Genomic DNA, 15,457 nt, shown 5'->3' with positions numbered 1-15,457 from the left:
CCCCTCTCGACGCGGCGGTCACCACGCCTTCGCGCATGGGAAAACGCTAAGTCCCGCGCGAGGGGCGGGCGACGGGACGGCGGGCGAACGGGTGGCCCGTCACCTCGCCGGTGCGCCATCCGAGTTGCAGCGGAAAGGATTTTTCTGATGGGCCGTGACCTGCATGAATATCTGCTTGTGTGGTTTTCCGTCGGCGTGTCCGATCACCAGAACGGACCATTCTCGATGTGCGGGCGTGTTCCGGGCGCCTGAGGGTCTTGTCGGGAGGTGCTTTCTCGCCGATCGCCCGGGAACCGGACCCGGGGTGCCTCCCGCGGAGGATCACATGCGAAACCAACGTGCCCTGGGGGCCGCGTGCGCTGCGGTCGCCGTACTCGGGCTTGCCACCGCCCCCGTGGCCGTCGCGGACGGCTTGGGCAACGGGGGCGGCCCGTCGGACACCACCGGGACCGGGAACACCGGGTCGGTGGTGATCCCCGGAGCCGGAAACGGAAACTTCAACGGGGTCCTCCCAGGGAACGGACTTCTCCCCGGGAACGGATTTCTCCCCGGGAACGGGAACTTCCCGGGGAACGGCAACTTCCCCGGCAATGGCAACTTCCCAGGGAACGGGAACTTCCCCGGGAACGGCAACTTCAACGGCAGCCTGAACGGCAACTTCAACGGCAATTTCAGCGGCCACGTCAACGGCCGCATCGGCGATGGCCGGGGAAACTTCAACAACGGCAACGGCCCGTTCAACAACAACCCGTTCAACAACAACCCGTTCAACAACGGCAACAGGCCCAACAACGGTCTCGGCAACAACAGCAACAACACCCCCTTCGGCAGCAACAACGCCGGCCAGGGCGACCCACGCCCCAACAGGTGGCCCTCCGGCGGCGTCAGGGCAGGCCTCGGCGGCGGCAGCTCCACCGGTGCCACCCCGACCGACATCGCCATCGGCGGCGGGCTGGTGGCCGCCGCCACCGTGTTCGGAGGCGGCACGTTCTGGCTGCGCCGCCGGCCCGGCAAGCGCGTCTGACCGGCCCCGGCTCCCGCCCCGCCGCGGCCCGGCCCCGGACGGCCCTCTCCTCGCCCCGGTCCCGTTCGGTGACCGGGGCGAAGTCCCGCGGCGGCCCCTTTCGGACGGGAGACCCTAGTTCCCGGCACCCGGGATCAGGGTGAGGAACGGCTCGGCCGTCGCCGCGATACCCCGGCTGTAGGGGGCGTCGAAGTCCCAGATGAGGAACAGCATGAAGGCGATGGTCGCGGAGAACAGCCCGGCCAGCACCAGCTCACGCGCGGTGCGCCGGATCTGCAGGGCGAAGACCATGCCGATGGTGATCACCGCCCCGCTGAGGAGGCCCCACCACACGACGGGCGGCATGGTCGGGCCGGTCGAGTCGGCGCGCGCGTTGCGTGCCTGGTCGGCGGCGGCCATCTGGTCCAGCACCGGCTGGTACGCCTGCGCCTCGAAGTCGTTCGCGGGCTTGTAGTCGGTCACGTCGTGGCGGACCCGCGCCAGCAGCGCGCCGCCCCGCTCGGTGACCTGACCGCGCTCGGTCATCGACCGCCACTCGGTGGTCACCACGTACCGGGCGTACGCGTCGACGTCGGTCCGGATGCGGTCGCGGACGTCCGGCGGGTAGACCCGGACCCGCTCGGAGATCTCGTGCAGCGCCTGGGCCTCGGCCTGCACATGGTCCTGGGCGGCGCTGCGCGCCTCCCACACGCCCGCGATGGCCAGGCCCAGGACGATCGCGTACACCACGCCGATCCACATCGTCATGTACTCGATGACGTCCGGGGTCTCATTGGGGTCCTCGTCCTCGGGAGCCCTCTTGTGCCGTACGAGGGTGATGACGACCACGACGGCACAGGCCCCCAGCATGGCGAGGACGAGAACAAGCCAATCCGACAACGGTGCCTCCAGAGGTGAGCGGCCGGCGCCTCAGCGCGGGCGCAGCGCCGCGACGGCGACGATCGCGGGCACGGTGATGAGCAGGACGTAGGTGACCGGTGAGGTGGGGGAGGGGGCTGTGTGGCGGGCCGGCCGCGGGCGGTACGCCGGGTAGCTCACCGGTGTCGCGGAGGGCCGTGGGGCGGGCTCGGCGGACGGGGTGGGCCGCGGCGCCGGTGGCGGGGCGGGCGGGGGAGCGGGCCTGAACCTGGGCGGGGGTGCGGGCGCCGCCGGGGCGGGCCCGGCGGGCGGCCGCGGCTTCGGCGGGGGCTTGGGCACCGGTGTCGGCGTCGGCGTCGGCGTGGGCTTGGGCGGAGGGGTCGGCGTGGGCGTGGGCGTAGGCGTGGGCGTGGGCGTGGGCGTCGGAGTGGGCGTGGGCGTGGGCGTCGGAGTGGGGGTCGGCGGGCACGGGGGCGTCGGTTCCGGGCACGGCGGGACGGTGGGCCAGTGGCCGCCGCTTCCCGCCACGGCCACCGCCACCGTGCCGTCCGGGCCCGCCGAGGCGTAGGCACAGGCGTCGGCCGACGCCGTCCCGGCCGGGCAGCCCACCAGGGTCCAGGTCAGTGCCACCAGGGCCAACACCCGTGTGACGGGCGCGCATCGGGTCGCTTCGGGTCCTTGCACGACGAAGATCATGAGGCGCGGAGCGGGACCGTACTCCGCAGTGCCCGGGGATTGATCCGAAGGGATGACAAAACACCATCAATGGTTTGACAGGATGAAACGCCTCAACTGGCTGGGTCGAGCGGCTTCGCGTCCCCCGCTCCGGGGGCCTCGTCACAGGAAGCGAAAAGAATTTCGCGCCCGGGTTGAACGCTCCCGCCCCTTCGCCGCGTACCCATGGCCGTGCGGCGGCGCAGCAGAGCGCTGCAATATCCAGGCGAATTATGGGAGTTGACGATGAGGACCTCCTGGCGGACCGCCTCACTGGTGGCTACGGCCGCTTCGGTGCTGGCACTGACGACGGCGTGCGGTCAGGACAACACCACGACCCCCGCGTCGGCGGCCCAGAACGTGGGCGCCACGGCGGCGGCGGGCGACTACGGCAGCCCGGCCGGTACGGGTACGGGCGCCGGCAACGGCTACGGCGCCGACGGCAACCAGAGTTCCGCTTCCCCGAGCGCGGTGGCCCCCGCGGGCAAGCTGACCGTGGCCGCCAATCCCGACCTGGGCAATGTGCTGACGGACGGATCCGGCCTCACCCTCTACCGGTTCGACAAGGACACCGCCAACCCGCCCAAGTCGAACTGCGCCGGCGACTGCGCCACCACGTGGCCCCCGGTGCCCGCGGACGACGCCACCGCCGGCGCCGGGATCGACAAGGCGCTGCTGGGCGAGGTCACCCGGGCCGACGGCAGCAAGCAGCTCACCGTGGGCGGCTGGCCCGCCTACCGCTACGCCAAGGACGTCAACTCCGGTGACGTCAATGGCCAGGGCGTGGGCGGCAAGTGGTTCGCCCTCGCCCCCGACGGCAAGAAGGCCAAGGTGTCCGACCTGCCCGGTCTGTCCGTGCGGAAGGACCCCAAACTGGGTGACGTCGTCGTGGACAAGAACGGCATGACGGTCTACCGCTTCCTGAAGGACCAGGCCTGGCCGAAGTCCGTCTCGAACTGCACCGGCGCCTGCCTGGAGAAGTGGCCGGCCGTCGGCCCGGTGAAGGCCGACGACACCGAGGGCGTGAAGAAGAAGGGGCTCATGCCCTTCACCCGGCCCGACGGGGTCAAGCAGATGTCGGTCAACTGCTGGCCCATCTACACCTTCTCCGGTGACAAGGCCCCCGGGGACACCAACGGTCAGGGCGTGGGCGGCACGTGGTACGCCGTCTCGCCCGACGGCAAGCCGGTCGGCGCGCCGGGCAAGTAAGGATCACCTCCCCAGGGTCGATCGCCCCGCCCACCGGCGCCTGACCGAAGGTCCGCCCCCTCCGCACCGCACGGAGGGGGCGGACCGTTCGTATGCCGTACGAATCACCGGAGCCGGCCGGAGCGTCGTGACGCAGCGGGGTCGCACGGGCACTTGCCGCAGGCAGTGACCGGGAACGGATGGTCAATTTCCGGTTCGGCTCGCTCCGTTGGCGGGCGATCAGTAGCCTCTGCTCGAACACCGGATCGCCTTCCCCGTCAGCCACCCCTGGGAGAGATACATGGAGCGTCCCGCCTGGGCCCCCCGGAGCATCGACATCTCGGTGCCGAGCGTTTCGCGTATCTACGACTTCTACCTGGGTGGATCGCACAACTTCGAGGTCGACCGGGAAGCGGCCCGCAGGGCGATGGACTTCATGCCGGGCCTGCCGAAGATCATGCAGGCCAACCGGGCGTTCATGCGCCGCGCGGTGCGCTTCGCGGCGGGCGAGGGCATCACCCAGTTCCTGGACATCGGCTCCGGTATCCCGACCTACGGCAACGTCCACGAGGTGGCCCGGTCGGCGGCGCCGGACGCCCGGGTGATGTACGTCGACCACGACCCGGTCGCGGTGGCGCACAGCCAGGCCGTGCTCCAGGGCGACGACGGCACGGACGTGATCGCCGCCGACCTGCGCAAGCCCCGGGAAATCCTCACGAGCCCCCAACTGAGCCGCCTCATCGACCTGAATCGGCCAGTGGCGCTGCTTCTCGTTGCGATACTTCACTTCGTGGAAGACGTGGACGACCCCTACGATGCGGTGGCCGAGCTGCGCGAGGCACTCGCGCCCGGCAGTCTGCTCATCCTCACCCACGCCTCGTACGAGGGAATCCCCCTGACGGCGGAGCGGGCCGAGGGCACGGTGGACGTGTACAGGGACATTCGCAACCCGCTGATCATGCGCTCGCCGGACGACATCGCGCGGTTCTTCGAGGGGTACGACATGGTGGAACCCGGAGTGGTGCCGATGCCGCTGTGGCGGCCGGAGTCGGCGCCCGAGGACGAAGACCCCTATGCCTTCTCCGGGTTCGCCGGCGTGGGGCGCAAGGCGTGAGCGCGGAGCCGGACGGCCCGGAGGACAGACTGCGCCGGTTCGCGACGATCTGGAGCCGGGCGGTCTTCCCGGTCACCTCCACCTCGCTGACCCGCGCCGAGTTCGAGCAGCGGCTCCTGCCCCTCGCGGGCCGGCTGCGCGACCTGCTGCACACCCGCGGCTTCGCCGCCGATGAGGCGAAGGCCGTCGGCTCCGCGCTGGTCGCGGTGCACTGCACCGACCCCGAGGCGCTCGCCCGCACCCTGGACTGCGTCGACGCCTATCTGGTGCTCTACTGCGGCGACGACAGCCCGCAGGACGAACTGCGCGCCCGCTCCTCGCGGTTGCAGCACGCGATGGCCGCCGGATACGCGCAGGCGCTGCGCGAGCGCACCCTCGCCGAACAGGAGGCCATCGCCCAGGCCGCGCTGCGGGCCCAGGGCGTGGTGGCCCAGGCGCTGCACGCGAGCGAGGCCCGGTTCCGCGCCGTGTTCGAGGGCGCGGCCATAGGAATCAGCATCGCCGACCTGGACGGCAACATCCTCCAGGTCAACAAGGCGCTGCTGCGCATGTTCGGCCTCTCCGAACCGGGGCTGCGCGGCCGCCGGGTGCTGGAGTGGACCCACCCGGAGGACGCTCCGCAGACCTGGAGGCTCTACGAGGAACTGGTCCGCGGCGAACGCGAGCACTACCACGTGGAGAAGGCCTTCAACCGCCCCGACGGCACGGCGCTGTGGACCAACCTGACGGTCTCCCTGCTCCGGGACGCCGACGGCGAGCCGCAGTACCAGCTCGCCCTCATGGAGGACACCACCGAACGCCGCCTGCTCAACCTCAGGCTGCGCTACGAGGCCACGCACGATGCCCTCACCGGCCTGCCCAACCGCACGCTGTTCTTCGAGCGCCTGGAGAAGGCCCTCGGCGCGGGCGAGGGCCAGCGCTTCGGCCTGTGCTACCTCGACCTGGACGGCTTCAAGACCATCAACGACAGCCTCGGCCACGCGGCCGGCGACCGGCTGCTGGTGGAGGTCGCCGACCGGCTCCAGTCCTGCGCCACCGCGCCCGGCGAGATGGTCGCCCGGCTCGGCGGCGACGAGTTCGTGGCGCTGACCACCGGCACGGACACCGAGCGCGAGGTCGACGAACTCGCCGAGCGCATCATGAGCGCGCTGGTCACCCCCATCAGCATCGACGGCCGGGACCTCCTGGTGCGCGGCAGCCTCGGCATCGTGGAGGGCCCGGCGGGTGAGCGCACCGCGGCGGAGGTGCTGCGCAGCGCGGACATCACCATGTACCGGGCCAAGTCGGCGGGCGGCAACCGCTCCGAGCTGGCCGACCCGGAGGCGGACGCCCGCGCCATCACCCGCCACGGCCTCACCACCGCCCTGCCGACGGCCCTGGAGCGCGGCGAGTTCTTCATCGAGTACCAGCCGCTGGTCCACCTCGGCGACGGCAGCGTCCGGGGCGCCGAGGCCCTGGTCCGCTGGCTGCACCCGCAGCACGGCGTGCTCGGCCCCGACCGGTTCATCCCGCTCGCCGAGCACACCGGCCTGATCGTGCCGCTCGGCCGCTGGGTCCTGGAGCAGTCCATCCGGCAGGCCCGAGAATGGCGGGAACGGCACGCGGGCCAGGACGCCGCGGGCCCGCTGCGCATCAACGTCAACCTCTCCCCGTGCCAGCTCGGCCATCCCGGCCTGGTCCAGGACACGGTCGACATCCTCGAACGCGCGGGCGTCACCCCGGACGCCCTCTGCCTGGAGGTCACCGAATCGGCTCTGATCGGCGCCGACGACGACCTCCTCAAACCACTGCGCCGGCTGGCCGAGATGGGCGTCGACATCGCCCTGGACGACTTCGGCACCGGCTACTCCAACCTCGCCAACCTGCGCCGGCTGCCGGTGAGCGTGCTGAAACTGGACCGCTCCTTCACCCGGGGCATGCAGCAGTTCCCGGCCGACCCGGTCGACCTGAAGATCGTCGAGGGCATCGTCTCCCTGGCCCACAGCCTCGACCTCGCGGTCACCGTCGAGGGCGTGGAGACCGGCGCCCAGGCCGAGCAACTGCGCATCCTGGGCTGCGACACGGCCCAGGGCTGGTACTACGCCAGGCCGGGCCCGCCGGAGAGGCTGCACGAACTGGCGCTCGTGGACGCGACCGGCTGACGGCCGCCCCGCCGGGGTACGACCACGACGGGCGGGCCGCATCCGCGCCCGCCACCGTGTCGTTCACCGTACCCGAGGACGGAGGACCGGATGACGGATCGCTCGGTGGATGAACTGCGCGAACAAGTGGCCGCGCTGGAGGCGAGCCAGGGATTCCGGGCACTGGAGACCACGGCGGCGCGGCACGATCTGGCGGGGGCCCTGCACGAGGCCGGGCAGTTGCTCGAGGCGGTGGAGCAGTACGCGCTGGCCTGGGACGGGTTCGAGCGGCGCTTCGGCCCGTCCCACCTGTTCACCCTGACCTGCCTGAACAACTTCGCCCTGGTGATGCGGGACCTGCGCCGCTGGGACGAGGCGCTGAACCTCTTCGCCCAGGTGCACACGGAGCGCGCCGCCTCGCTGGGGCCCGCGCACCCGCTGACCCTGAACGCCGCGAACAACTACCTCAGCGTGCTGGTGAGGAAGGGCGACCTGGCCGCGGCGGCCGAGGAGTACCCGGCGTTCGTGGACGCCTGCGAGCACACTTTCGGCCCCGAGGACGGCACGGCACAGGCCGTCCGGCGCGACTACGCCGACGTCCTGCGCCGGCTCGGCCGGCACGAGGAGGTCGTCCGGGTCCTGGGCACGTCCGCGATGTGGCCGGTCGGCCAGGTGCTCATCGGCTGCGCCCGGCTGCTGCGCTACACGGCACTGTTCCCGGTGGCGATGACCGCGAGCCGCTACGGCGCCGAAATGACGCTCAGCCTGCACGGGAGCGCCCGCACGGACCTCGGCGCCGGGCGCGAACTACGCGACGGCGACCTCGGCATCCGCTGCTCCGTGGTCGCCCCGCGGGACCTCCCCGAGCCCTACGACCCCGCCGAGGATCTGCGGACCACGGCGGACCAGGTCGCCGACGCGCTGGGCGCGCTGGGCGAGCACCTGTCCGAGGCGGACCGGGAACTGGGGGAGGGACGGCTGAGGGTACGGGTCCTCGTGCACCACGCCCACTGGCCGCGGCTGAGCCTGCCGCCGTCGCTGGCGGTCGACCGCAGGCTGATGTCCGCGCGTGACCGCACCCGGCACGACCGGGTGATGCGGTCGACCCCGCACCACCCGGCACCGCGACCGGCCGGCCGCCGGGGCCTCCTCGGCTCCCGGGGCGGCTTCTCGGTACGCCTGGCCTCGGCGCCGCACGTCACCGTGTCCACGGCCATCGGGCTGGACGCCCTCCCGCCACCGTCACCGGCCGAGGCGTGAGGGCGCCGGCGCGGGCCTGTTCGGGCGGACCGGAGGCCGCTCCGCGTACCGGTGAGCCGCGGGGCCGCACGCCATCCGTCACGCCCAGCGGCGCGGCTCACCGGCCGGATCGTGCGGTGCCGGCAACCGCCCCGGCCGGGCGGGCCGATGACGTGCGGTCCCGGCCGGGCCGCGGTGGCCGGCGGGCGGGAGGACCGGTGACCCGGCGCCTCACCCGTCGAAGCGCGACAGGTCCGTGCGGTCCTTGCGCAGCAGGGTGGTCGCCGTGCCGCCCTCCTCCGGGCCCAGCCGGCCCGGGCAGTCGATCCCCAGCCGCAGCACCAGTTCGCGGCCGTAGAGGTCGACCGTCGCCTCCACGAGGTCGGCCTGCACGCCGACGGCGAGCCGGGCCCGGTGGTGGGCGGCGATCAGCACGCCCGCGGCGAGCACGGCGGCGGGCCACCACACCACGGCGAGCGGCAGGTACAGCAGGCCCCAGCCCATGAGGCGCGCGCTCGCGCCGACCCCGGCCCGGGCCTCGGCGAGTTCGGCCCGCGCCTCGTCCGGAACCAGCAGCCACAGTCGCGGCCAGGCCGCCGTCAGATCCAGGTGGTACGAGTCGTGCACCCGCTCGTCCACGGCGTACAGGCGATCCCCCATCCAGGTCGGCCGGGACGAGGGCTCGGGGCAGATCGCGTCGCGGCGGGCGATCGCCGCCCTCAGCGCCTGCGCCGTGCGCGGGGTGCCGCCGGACGCCGTGAACTCCCGCAGCGCGGCGGTCACCCGCTCCTCGGCCAGCCGCCAGCGCCGTCCCCGCGAGGCGGCCAGGGCCCGCAGCAGCGGCTCCTCGCCGGACGCCCACCACACCCGCTCCACGAGCTGGGCGGCCGCCGAGGCGGCCAGTCCGGCGGCGGCCGAGGCGGCGGTGAACCCCGCGCAGGCAATGAGCACCGTCCCGAAGCGGCCGCTGGCCGGAGCGGCGGCGACCGAGTCCAGCCAGGCGGTCAGCACGCCGGGGTCGAGCGCGTGCCCGTGGCCGAGCAGCACCGCGACGGCCGCGGCGGACACGTAGAAGGCGCCCGGCAGGACGAGCAGTGCCGCCCAGCGGCCCGCCACCTGTTTGCCCAGTTCGGCGAGGACCGTGATCACAGCCGGGTCTTCCGGGAGACCAGGGGCATGCCGGTCAGTCCGCACGAGGGCGGCGGGGTCCGCGTCCCGCTGTGCTGCTCCTGCGGTTCGAGCCGTGAGCAGGCCGCCCCGGCCGGGCAGCCCCAGACGGTGACCACGGGGTGGGCGCGTCCGCCCCGCAGCGGAGGCAGGGCACGCGGCCCCACCGTGAGCCCGTCGACGCCGTGCCGGGCGAAGGCGTCGTCCAGGGCGTCCAGATCCTCCGTGACCTCGGGTGTGCGGCTGCCGGACCGGGCCGCCTCGCCCAGCCGGGTCAGCGCGTCGCCCACCCCGTAGCGTTCGGCCCGCGTGCGCAGTCCGCCGTCCCCCGCCTGTGCGCACAGCCGCGCCAGCCGCTCCGCGATCTCGTCCATCGACGGCTCCTCGAACTCCCCCGCGCCACGGCCGTTTCCGTGGCCGGCGGGGTTCAACGTACCCGTCACCGACCGTGGCGGACACGCGACGGCGGGGAACCATCGGGGGAGGGGACTCGTTGGCGGGTGTACGGGGGGTGATGTGATGGACGGTCTGGAGCTGTACCTGCGCACCGGCGACGGCCGGGACCTGCCGCCCCTGCCCCCCGCCGAGCTTCCCCCGCCGCCCGGCGCGGACCCGGTGGACACCGCCCGTCTGGCCCTGCTGCGCTGGTTCCGCTACCTGCATCTGCCGGGCGTACGCGGTCTGCTGGAGTACCGCGCCGCGCTGCTGCTGGCCGGCATGCTGGAGCACGAACCGGAGGGACTGCCCCCGCTGCCCGACGCGCTGCGCGAGAGCATGCGAAAGCCGGGTGCGCGGCGCCGTGGCCGGCGGTGGCCGCGGCGCGGGCCCGGCAAGGCGCCGGACGGCGAAGAGCAGGAGCGGGGCACGCTCGGCCCGGCCCGCATCGACCAACTCCTGTTCCTCATGGCCAGGTTCGAGGAGCAGCACGAATTCTCCGCCTTCCACACCGCGCGAGATCTCCAGCGGCGCTGGCTCGAGGAGAAGGGCGCGTCGGCGCGTGAGTGCACCGCGCTGCTCACCGACCACGCCCACCTGTTCCTGCTCGTCGGCGAACTCGGCGCCCACCCCAGCTGGCCGGCGGAGGCCGAGCTGGCCGCCGGCATGGCCGCCGAGGCCACCGCCCGGCACCACGCGAGACACGATCCGCACCTCGCCGGCCGGCTGGTGCTGAAGGCCCGTTGCGCGGCCTTCCGGTACGACCCCGACACGGACCCCTCCGGGCTCGAGCGTGCCGTGGGCGACCTGCGCCGGGCCGTCGAGGCGGCCGGGCAGCGTACCCCCGTGCAACTGCACCCCGCGCGCTACTTGGTGACCACGCTGACCCGGTGGTACGAGGCGACCGACTCGCCGCAGACCCTCACCGAGGCGCTGACGGCGGCCCGCGACCTGGTGCGGGCCACCCACCCGGACGACCGCCGCGGTCCGGAACACCGCCAATGGCTGGCGCAGTTGGAGTCGAAGGCGGTGCCCCGGCTCGGCGCGCGTGCGGTCGCGGCCGTCCTGAGCGAGCCTCCGGTGCCGTACGCACCCGAGGCCGAGCAGCGCCACCGTGCCTGGTGGGGCACCGCCGAGGACGCGGACGCCCCGTGGCCCGAGCGGCGGAAGGCGGCGCTCGCCCTGGTCGCGGCGGTACCGGGCCATGACGTGGACCGGGCAGGTGCCCTGCTGCTGGCCGCGCAGACCGAGATGCACGTCTGGCTGGAGGGCGGCGACGAGGCGTCGCCCGTCCGGGCCCACATGTGGGCCGTCCGGGCGGCCGACGCCCTGCCGCCGGAGCACCGGCTGGCCGGGCGGGCGCTGACCGTGCTCGCCGAGACCACCCTCTACCTCGCGGCCGAGGCGTCACCCGAGCCCGACGAACGGCTCGTCGAGGAGGCGCTGACGCACGCCCGGCGGGCGCGCTCCGCGCTCCTGCCCGACCAGTCGGACACGCCCCTCCTGCTGGAGCGGCTGGCGAAGCTGTTCGTCCGGGTGGCGAACGTGCTGGCGGACGGCACCCTCCTGGCGGAGTCGGTGGACCTGCGCAGGCAGGCCCTGTCCCTGACCCCGGCCACGGACTCCTTCCGGCCGTTCCGCATGTCCAACCTGGCGAGTGCCCTGCGTGAGCTGGGCGCCTACGAGGAGGACGCGGAACTGACCGACGAGGCACTCGCCGTCGCGCGCGAGGCCGCCGACGCGCTGGCCGAGGACCACCCGCGCAAACACGAGCTGCTGCTGAACCTGGCCGATCACCACATGCTCGGGCGGAGCCGCGGGGAGCGCGGGGTCGTCCGGCTGACCGAGGCCGAACGGCTCTACCGGGACGGCCTCTCCCGGCTCCCCGCGGACCACCCCGACCTGCCCCGCTTCACCAGCTCCATCAGCCAGGTGCTGCACATGCGGTACCAGGAGACGGGCGAGCGGGCGACCCTGGAGGACGCCGTCGGCCTGGCCCGGGACGCCGCGGCCCGCACCCCGGCCGACGACCGGTTCCACAGCGAGCGCCTCCTCCTGTTCGCCCGCGCCGCGACCGCCCTGTACGACCTGACGGAGGCGGACGCCCGACCGGACGCCGAACTGCGCGCCGAAGCACTCGCCGCCTGGGACGCGGTCGTGGTGGAGGCGCGGCTGTCGACCACTCTGCTGTTCGAGGCCCGGGAGCAGTGCGCTCGTCTCGCCCTGGCCACGGGCGACCCCGAGCACGCCCTGCGGGTGATGGAGGCCGCACTCGCCGAGGTCCCCGGACTGGCCCGGCGCGCCTACGCCGGGCCGGTCCGCAAGGGCGTCGCCGGCAGAGCACCCGAACTGGCCGTACAGGCCGCGATCGCGGCCATCGAGGCCGGCCGCCCCGGACACGCGGTCGAACTGCTGGAGAACGGCCGGGCGATCCTCTACGGGCAGGCGATCACCTCCTGGCGGCACCGGGCCGAAATGCGCAGGATCGACGCGAAGGCCGCCGCGCGCCTGGAGGAGATCGACCGGAGCCTGGCCAACGCCGACTTCTTCGCGAACGTCGGCAGGATCGACGTCAACGCGGTCACCCAGCACCGCTCCGGCCGCACCACGACGGACTCGACCCGCAGCTGGGACCCGCGCCCCGGTTACGCGGCCCAGACCCGCAGACTCGCCGCCGAACGGGAACGCATCATCGAGGGCCTGGCCGCGGATCCGCGGTTCGCCGAGCTGACGGGCCGGCGGTCACTGGCCGCCCTGCGCGCCGCGACCGCCGGAGCCACCGTCGTGCTCGTCCTGGCCCACGGGGCGAGGGGCGACGCCCTGCTCGTCCCCGCCGACCCCGCGGACCCCGTGGAGCACATCGCGCTGCCGGGCCTGACCGACGCGGCGGCACACGCGCACATCGCCGCCCTGACGACGGCCCTGCGGGACGCGGTGGACCCGACCGCCGGACCCGACCGCCGCGAGGCCGCGCAGCGCGAACTGCACGACGTTCTGGGCTGGTTGTGGGACGAGGTGACCTCGCCCGTCCTGGACCGGCTGGACACCGCCGTACCGGGCCGCCCGAAGCCGCGGCTCTGGTGGTGCCCGGTGGGGCCGGTGGTGCGGCTCCCGCTCCACGCGGCGGGCCGCCACCCGCGCACGGCCGCCGAGGTCGAGGCCCGCGCCCAGGACTCCGCACCCGGCGCCCGGCCCACCGTCATCGACCAGGTGATCCCCTCCTACACCCCCACCCTGGGGGCGCTGGCCCACTCCCTGCGGCACACGCCCGGCACACCACCCGGCGGACCGGGACCGAGCTCCCTCGTCGTCGCCGTGCCGAACAGCCGGCACGGCCCGCCGCTGCCCCAGGCCGAAAGGGAGGCCCGCACCGTCCTCGCCGCGCTTCCCGGCGCGCGGCTGCTGCTCGGCGCGGAGGCCGACCTGAAGACCGTGACGGCCGCCCTGCACGAGCACACCCTGGTCCACTTCGCCTGCCACGGGGACAACGACTCCTCCCTCGGCCTGCTGCGCGGCGGCGGCCTGCACCTCGGTCACGGGACCCTCACGGCCGGCCAGATCCAGGACACCCCACTGGCGCACGGCGCGCTGGCCGTCCTCTCCGCCTGCAGCACGGCCCAGGCGCACCCCCGGCTGCCCGACGAACCGATGCACCTGGCGGCGGCCTTCCAGCTGGCCGGGTTCCGGGGCGTCGTCGGCACCCTGTGGCACGCCCCGGACACCCCCGGAATGGCCCGGGAGCTGTACGCCGCCCTCACCGCGGACGGCAGCACCCCGCCGGACACCGCCGCCTCGGCCGGCGCGCTCAACCGGGCGCAGCTCACCGTCCGCGACGCCTACCCGGCCGCCCCGACCCGCTGGGCGGCCTACCTGCACTCCGGCGCCTGAGCGCGCGGACGGGGTGAGCGCCGGGGAAGGTCTCACCGCTCCAGCAGCATCCGCTGGAGCTCCCGGGCCGCCCGGGGTGGGGCGACGTCGCTGCGGTGGGCGAGCGCGATGGTCCGGTGCAGGCCCGGGCGGGCCAGCGGGGTGACCCGCAGCCCCCGTCCGGCCCGGGCGGCGACCATCCGGGGCACCACGGCCACCCCCAGCCCGGCCCGCACGAATCCCAGCACCGCGTCCATCTCGCCGCCCTCCACGGCGAAGTCCGGCTCGAAACCTGCGGAGCGGCACGCCGCGACGGTCAGCTCCCGCAGGTCGTACCCGTGCCGGAACATCACCAGCCGCTCGCCCTCCAGACCGGCGATGTCGACGACCCGCGCGCCCCGGCCGGGCGCCCGCGCGTCCGGCGAGGACACCACCACCAGGTCCTCCCGCAGCAGCTCCACCGTGGTCAGCGCGGGCGACGGCGTGGGCAGCGGCAGCACGACCAGGGCGAGATCCAGGGCGCCACGGGCGAGCTGCCGCACCAGGTCGTGCGAGCCGCCCTCCTCGATCAGCAGCTGAATCCCCGGATACCGGTCGTGAAAGGCGCGCAGCACGTCCGGCAGCAGTCCGGTGCACACGCTCGGCGTCGCGCCCAGCCGCACCCGCCCCCGACGCAGCTGCACCAGCTCCTGCACCTCGTGCCGGGCCGTGTCCGCGTCGGCGAGGATCCGCCGGGCCAGCGGCAGCAGTGCCTCACCGGCGTCGGTCAGCGTGATGTTGCCGCGGGCGCGCAGGAACAGGTCCGCGCCCAGCTCCCGCTCCAGCGCCTTGATCTGCTGGGACAGCGACGGCTGGGCGACGTGGACCAGGTCGGCGGCCCGGGTGAAGTGCCGGGTCTCGGCGACGGCCACGAAGTACTGGAGCTGCTGGAACTGCATGCGCTCCAGGATAGCCGTTGCCTATGGAATCAAGCCGGACCATGTCTTGGACCGATCGGCCCCTTCGGCCCTAGCGTTTCGGAGCATGGCTCTGGCAACGCGGACGGACCGACGGCCGTCCATGGCACGCACGATGTGGGACAGCACGGTCGGCAAGAAGACGGTCATGGCCGTCAGCGGTCTGATCATGCTGCTCTACCTGGTCGCGCACATGATCGGCAACCTGAAGATCTACTTCGGGGCGGGCGAGTTCAACCACTACGCCCACTGGCTGCGCACCGTCGGCGAACCCTTCATGCACTACGAGTGGACGCTCTGGCTCGTCCGCGTCGTCCTGGTCGTCGCCGTGGTCGCCCACGCCACCTCCGCCTACCAGCTCAGCCGCCGGGACATCAGGGCGCGGCCCGTGAAGTACGCGCACAGCAGGCCGCGGGCCGGTTACGCCACCCGCACGATGCGCTGGGGCGGGATCATCCTCGGCCTGTTCATCGTCTGGCACCTGCTGGACCTGACCACCGGCACCGTGCACTCCGGCGGCTTCCAGCAGGGGCACCCGTACCAGAACGTCGTGGACACCTTCTCCACCTGGTACGGCGACGTCGTCTACATCGTCGCGATGCTCGCGCTCGGCCTGCACATCCGGCACGGCTTCTGGAGCGCGGCCCAGACCCTCGGCGTCGGCAGCCGCTCCCGCGACCGCGCCCTGAAGACCCTCGCGAACGTCCTCGCGCTGCTGCTCACGGCCGGCTTCATCGCCGTACCCGTGGGTGTCATGACCGGAGTGGTGAGCTGA

13 protein-coding genes are annotated in these 15,457 nt (G+C 73.5%); 8 read left to right on the top strand and 5 right to left on the bottom strand.

Going from position 1 to position 15,457, the window contains the following annotated elements; all coding sequences use genetic code 11:
• The first annotated feature begins 325 nt into the window (after positions 1-325).
• Positions 326-1,024: a hypothetical protein gene (locus ABZ478_RS25175; RefSeq protein WP_359552990.1), complete on the top strand. Its 699-nt coding sequence runs from the start codon at positions 326-328 to the stop codon at positions 1,022-1,024.
• 114 nt (positions 1,025-1,138) lie between these two features.
• Here ABZ478_RS25175 and ABZ478_RS25170 read toward each other — a convergent pair whose 3' ends face one another.
• Positions 1,139-1,903 carry a hypothetical protein gene (locus ABZ478_RS25170; protein ID WP_359552911.1) on the bottom strand — a complete coding sequence of 255 codons (765 nt, stop codon included), beginning with the start codon at positions 1,901-1,903 and terminating at the stop codon, positions 1,139-1,141.
• A 30-nt stretch (positions 1,904-1,933) separates the two neighbouring features.
• Positions 1,934-2,062 carry a hypothetical protein gene (locus ABZ478_RS25165; protein WP_358936994.1) on the bottom strand — a complete coding sequence of 43 codons (129 nt, stop codon included), beginning with the start codon at positions 2,060-2,062 and terminating at the stop codon, positions 1,934-1,936.
• A 205-nt stretch (positions 2,063-2,267) separates the two neighbouring features.
• On the opposite strand from ABZ478_RS25165, the gene ABZ478_RS25160 reads away from it, so the two are divergent.
• The 5 genes from ABZ478_RS25160 (at position 2,268) to ABZ478_RS25140 (ending at position 8,278) form a co-directional block, all read left to right on the top strand.
• The gene (locus ABZ478_RS25160) at positions 2,268-2,450 is read left to right on the top strand and encodes a hypothetical protein (RefSeq protein WP_359552910.1); all 183 of its coding nucleotides are present in this window, start codon (positions 2,268-2,270) and stop codon (positions 2,448-2,450) included.
• A 392-nt stretch (positions 2,451-2,842) separates the two neighbouring features.
• Positions 2,843-3,805, top strand: coding sequence for an SCO0930 family lipoprotein (locus ABZ478_RS25155; protein WP_359552909.1), 963 nt, complete (start codon positions 2,843-2,845; stop codon positions 3,803-3,805).
• A 280-nt stretch (positions 3,806-4,085) separates the two neighbouring features.
• Positions 4,086-4,898 (top strand): SAM-dependent methyltransferase, encoded by an 813-nt coding sequence (locus ABZ478_RS25150; protein ID WP_359552908.1) that lies wholly within the window; start codon positions 4,086-4,088, stop codon positions 4,896-4,898.
• A complete protein-coding gene (locus tag ABZ478_RS25145) occupies positions 4,895-7,039 on the top strand; it encodes an EAL domain-containing protein (protein ID WP_359552907.1) in 2,145 nt (714 codons plus the stop codon). The genes ABZ478_RS25150 and ABZ478_RS25145 overlap by 4 nt, the downstream gene beginning before the upstream one ends.
• 90 nt (positions 7,040-7,129) lie before the next feature.
• The gene (locus tag ABZ478_RS25140; protein WP_359552906.1) at positions 7,130-8,278 is read left to right on the top strand and encodes a tetratricopeptide repeat protein; all 1,149 of its coding nucleotides are present in this window, start codon (positions 7,130-7,132) and stop codon (positions 8,276-8,278) included.
• Between the two features lie 210 nt (positions 8,279-8,488).
• Here the strand turns inward: ABZ478_RS25140 and ABZ478_RS25135 are convergent, their stop codons facing one another.
• Both ABZ478_RS25135 and ABZ478_RS25130 read right to left on the bottom strand, forming a co-directional pair.
• A complete protein-coding gene (locus ABZ478_RS25135; protein WP_359552905.1) occupies positions 8,489-9,406 on the bottom strand; it encodes a hypothetical protein in 918 nt (305 codons plus the stop codon).
• Positions 9,403-9,798, bottom strand: coding sequence for a hypothetical protein (locus tag ABZ478_RS25130; protein ID WP_359552904.1), 396 nt, complete (start codon positions 9,796-9,798; stop codon positions 9,403-9,405). The genes ABZ478_RS25135 and ABZ478_RS25130 overlap by 4 nt, the downstream gene beginning before the upstream one ends.
• 145 nt (positions 9,799-9,943) lie before the next feature.
• Between ABZ478_RS25130 and ABZ478_RS25125 the strand changes: the two genes are divergently transcribed.
• Positions 9,944-13,747 (top strand): CHAT domain-containing protein, encoded by a 3,804-nt coding sequence (locus tag ABZ478_RS25125; RefSeq protein WP_359552903.1) that lies wholly within the window; start codon positions 9,944-9,946, stop codon positions 13,745-13,747.
• A gap of 32 nt (positions 13,748-13,779) precedes the next feature.
• On the opposite strand, the gene ABZ478_RS25120 is transcribed toward ABZ478_RS25125, so the two are convergent.
• A complete protein-coding gene (locus ABZ478_RS25120) occupies positions 13,780-14,664 on the bottom strand; it encodes a LysR substrate-binding domain-containing protein (RefSeq protein WP_359552902.1) in 885 nt (294 codons plus the stop codon).
• A gap of 121 nt (positions 14,665-14,785) precedes the next feature.
• Between ABZ478_RS25120 and ABZ478_RS25115 the strand changes: the two genes are divergently transcribed.
• Positions 14,786-15,457 (top strand): succinate dehydrogenase, encoded by a 672-nt coding sequence (locus ABZ478_RS25115; protein WP_359552988.1) that lies wholly within the window; start codon positions 14,786-14,788, stop codon positions 15,455-15,457.

It is taken from the genome of Streptomyces sp. NPDC005706 (assembly GCF_040631045.1).
GTDB lineage: Bacteria > Actinomycetota > Actinomycetes > Streptomycetales > Streptomycetaceae > Streptomyces.
This window is presented reverse-complemented; position numbering and strand designations above follow the sequence as displayed.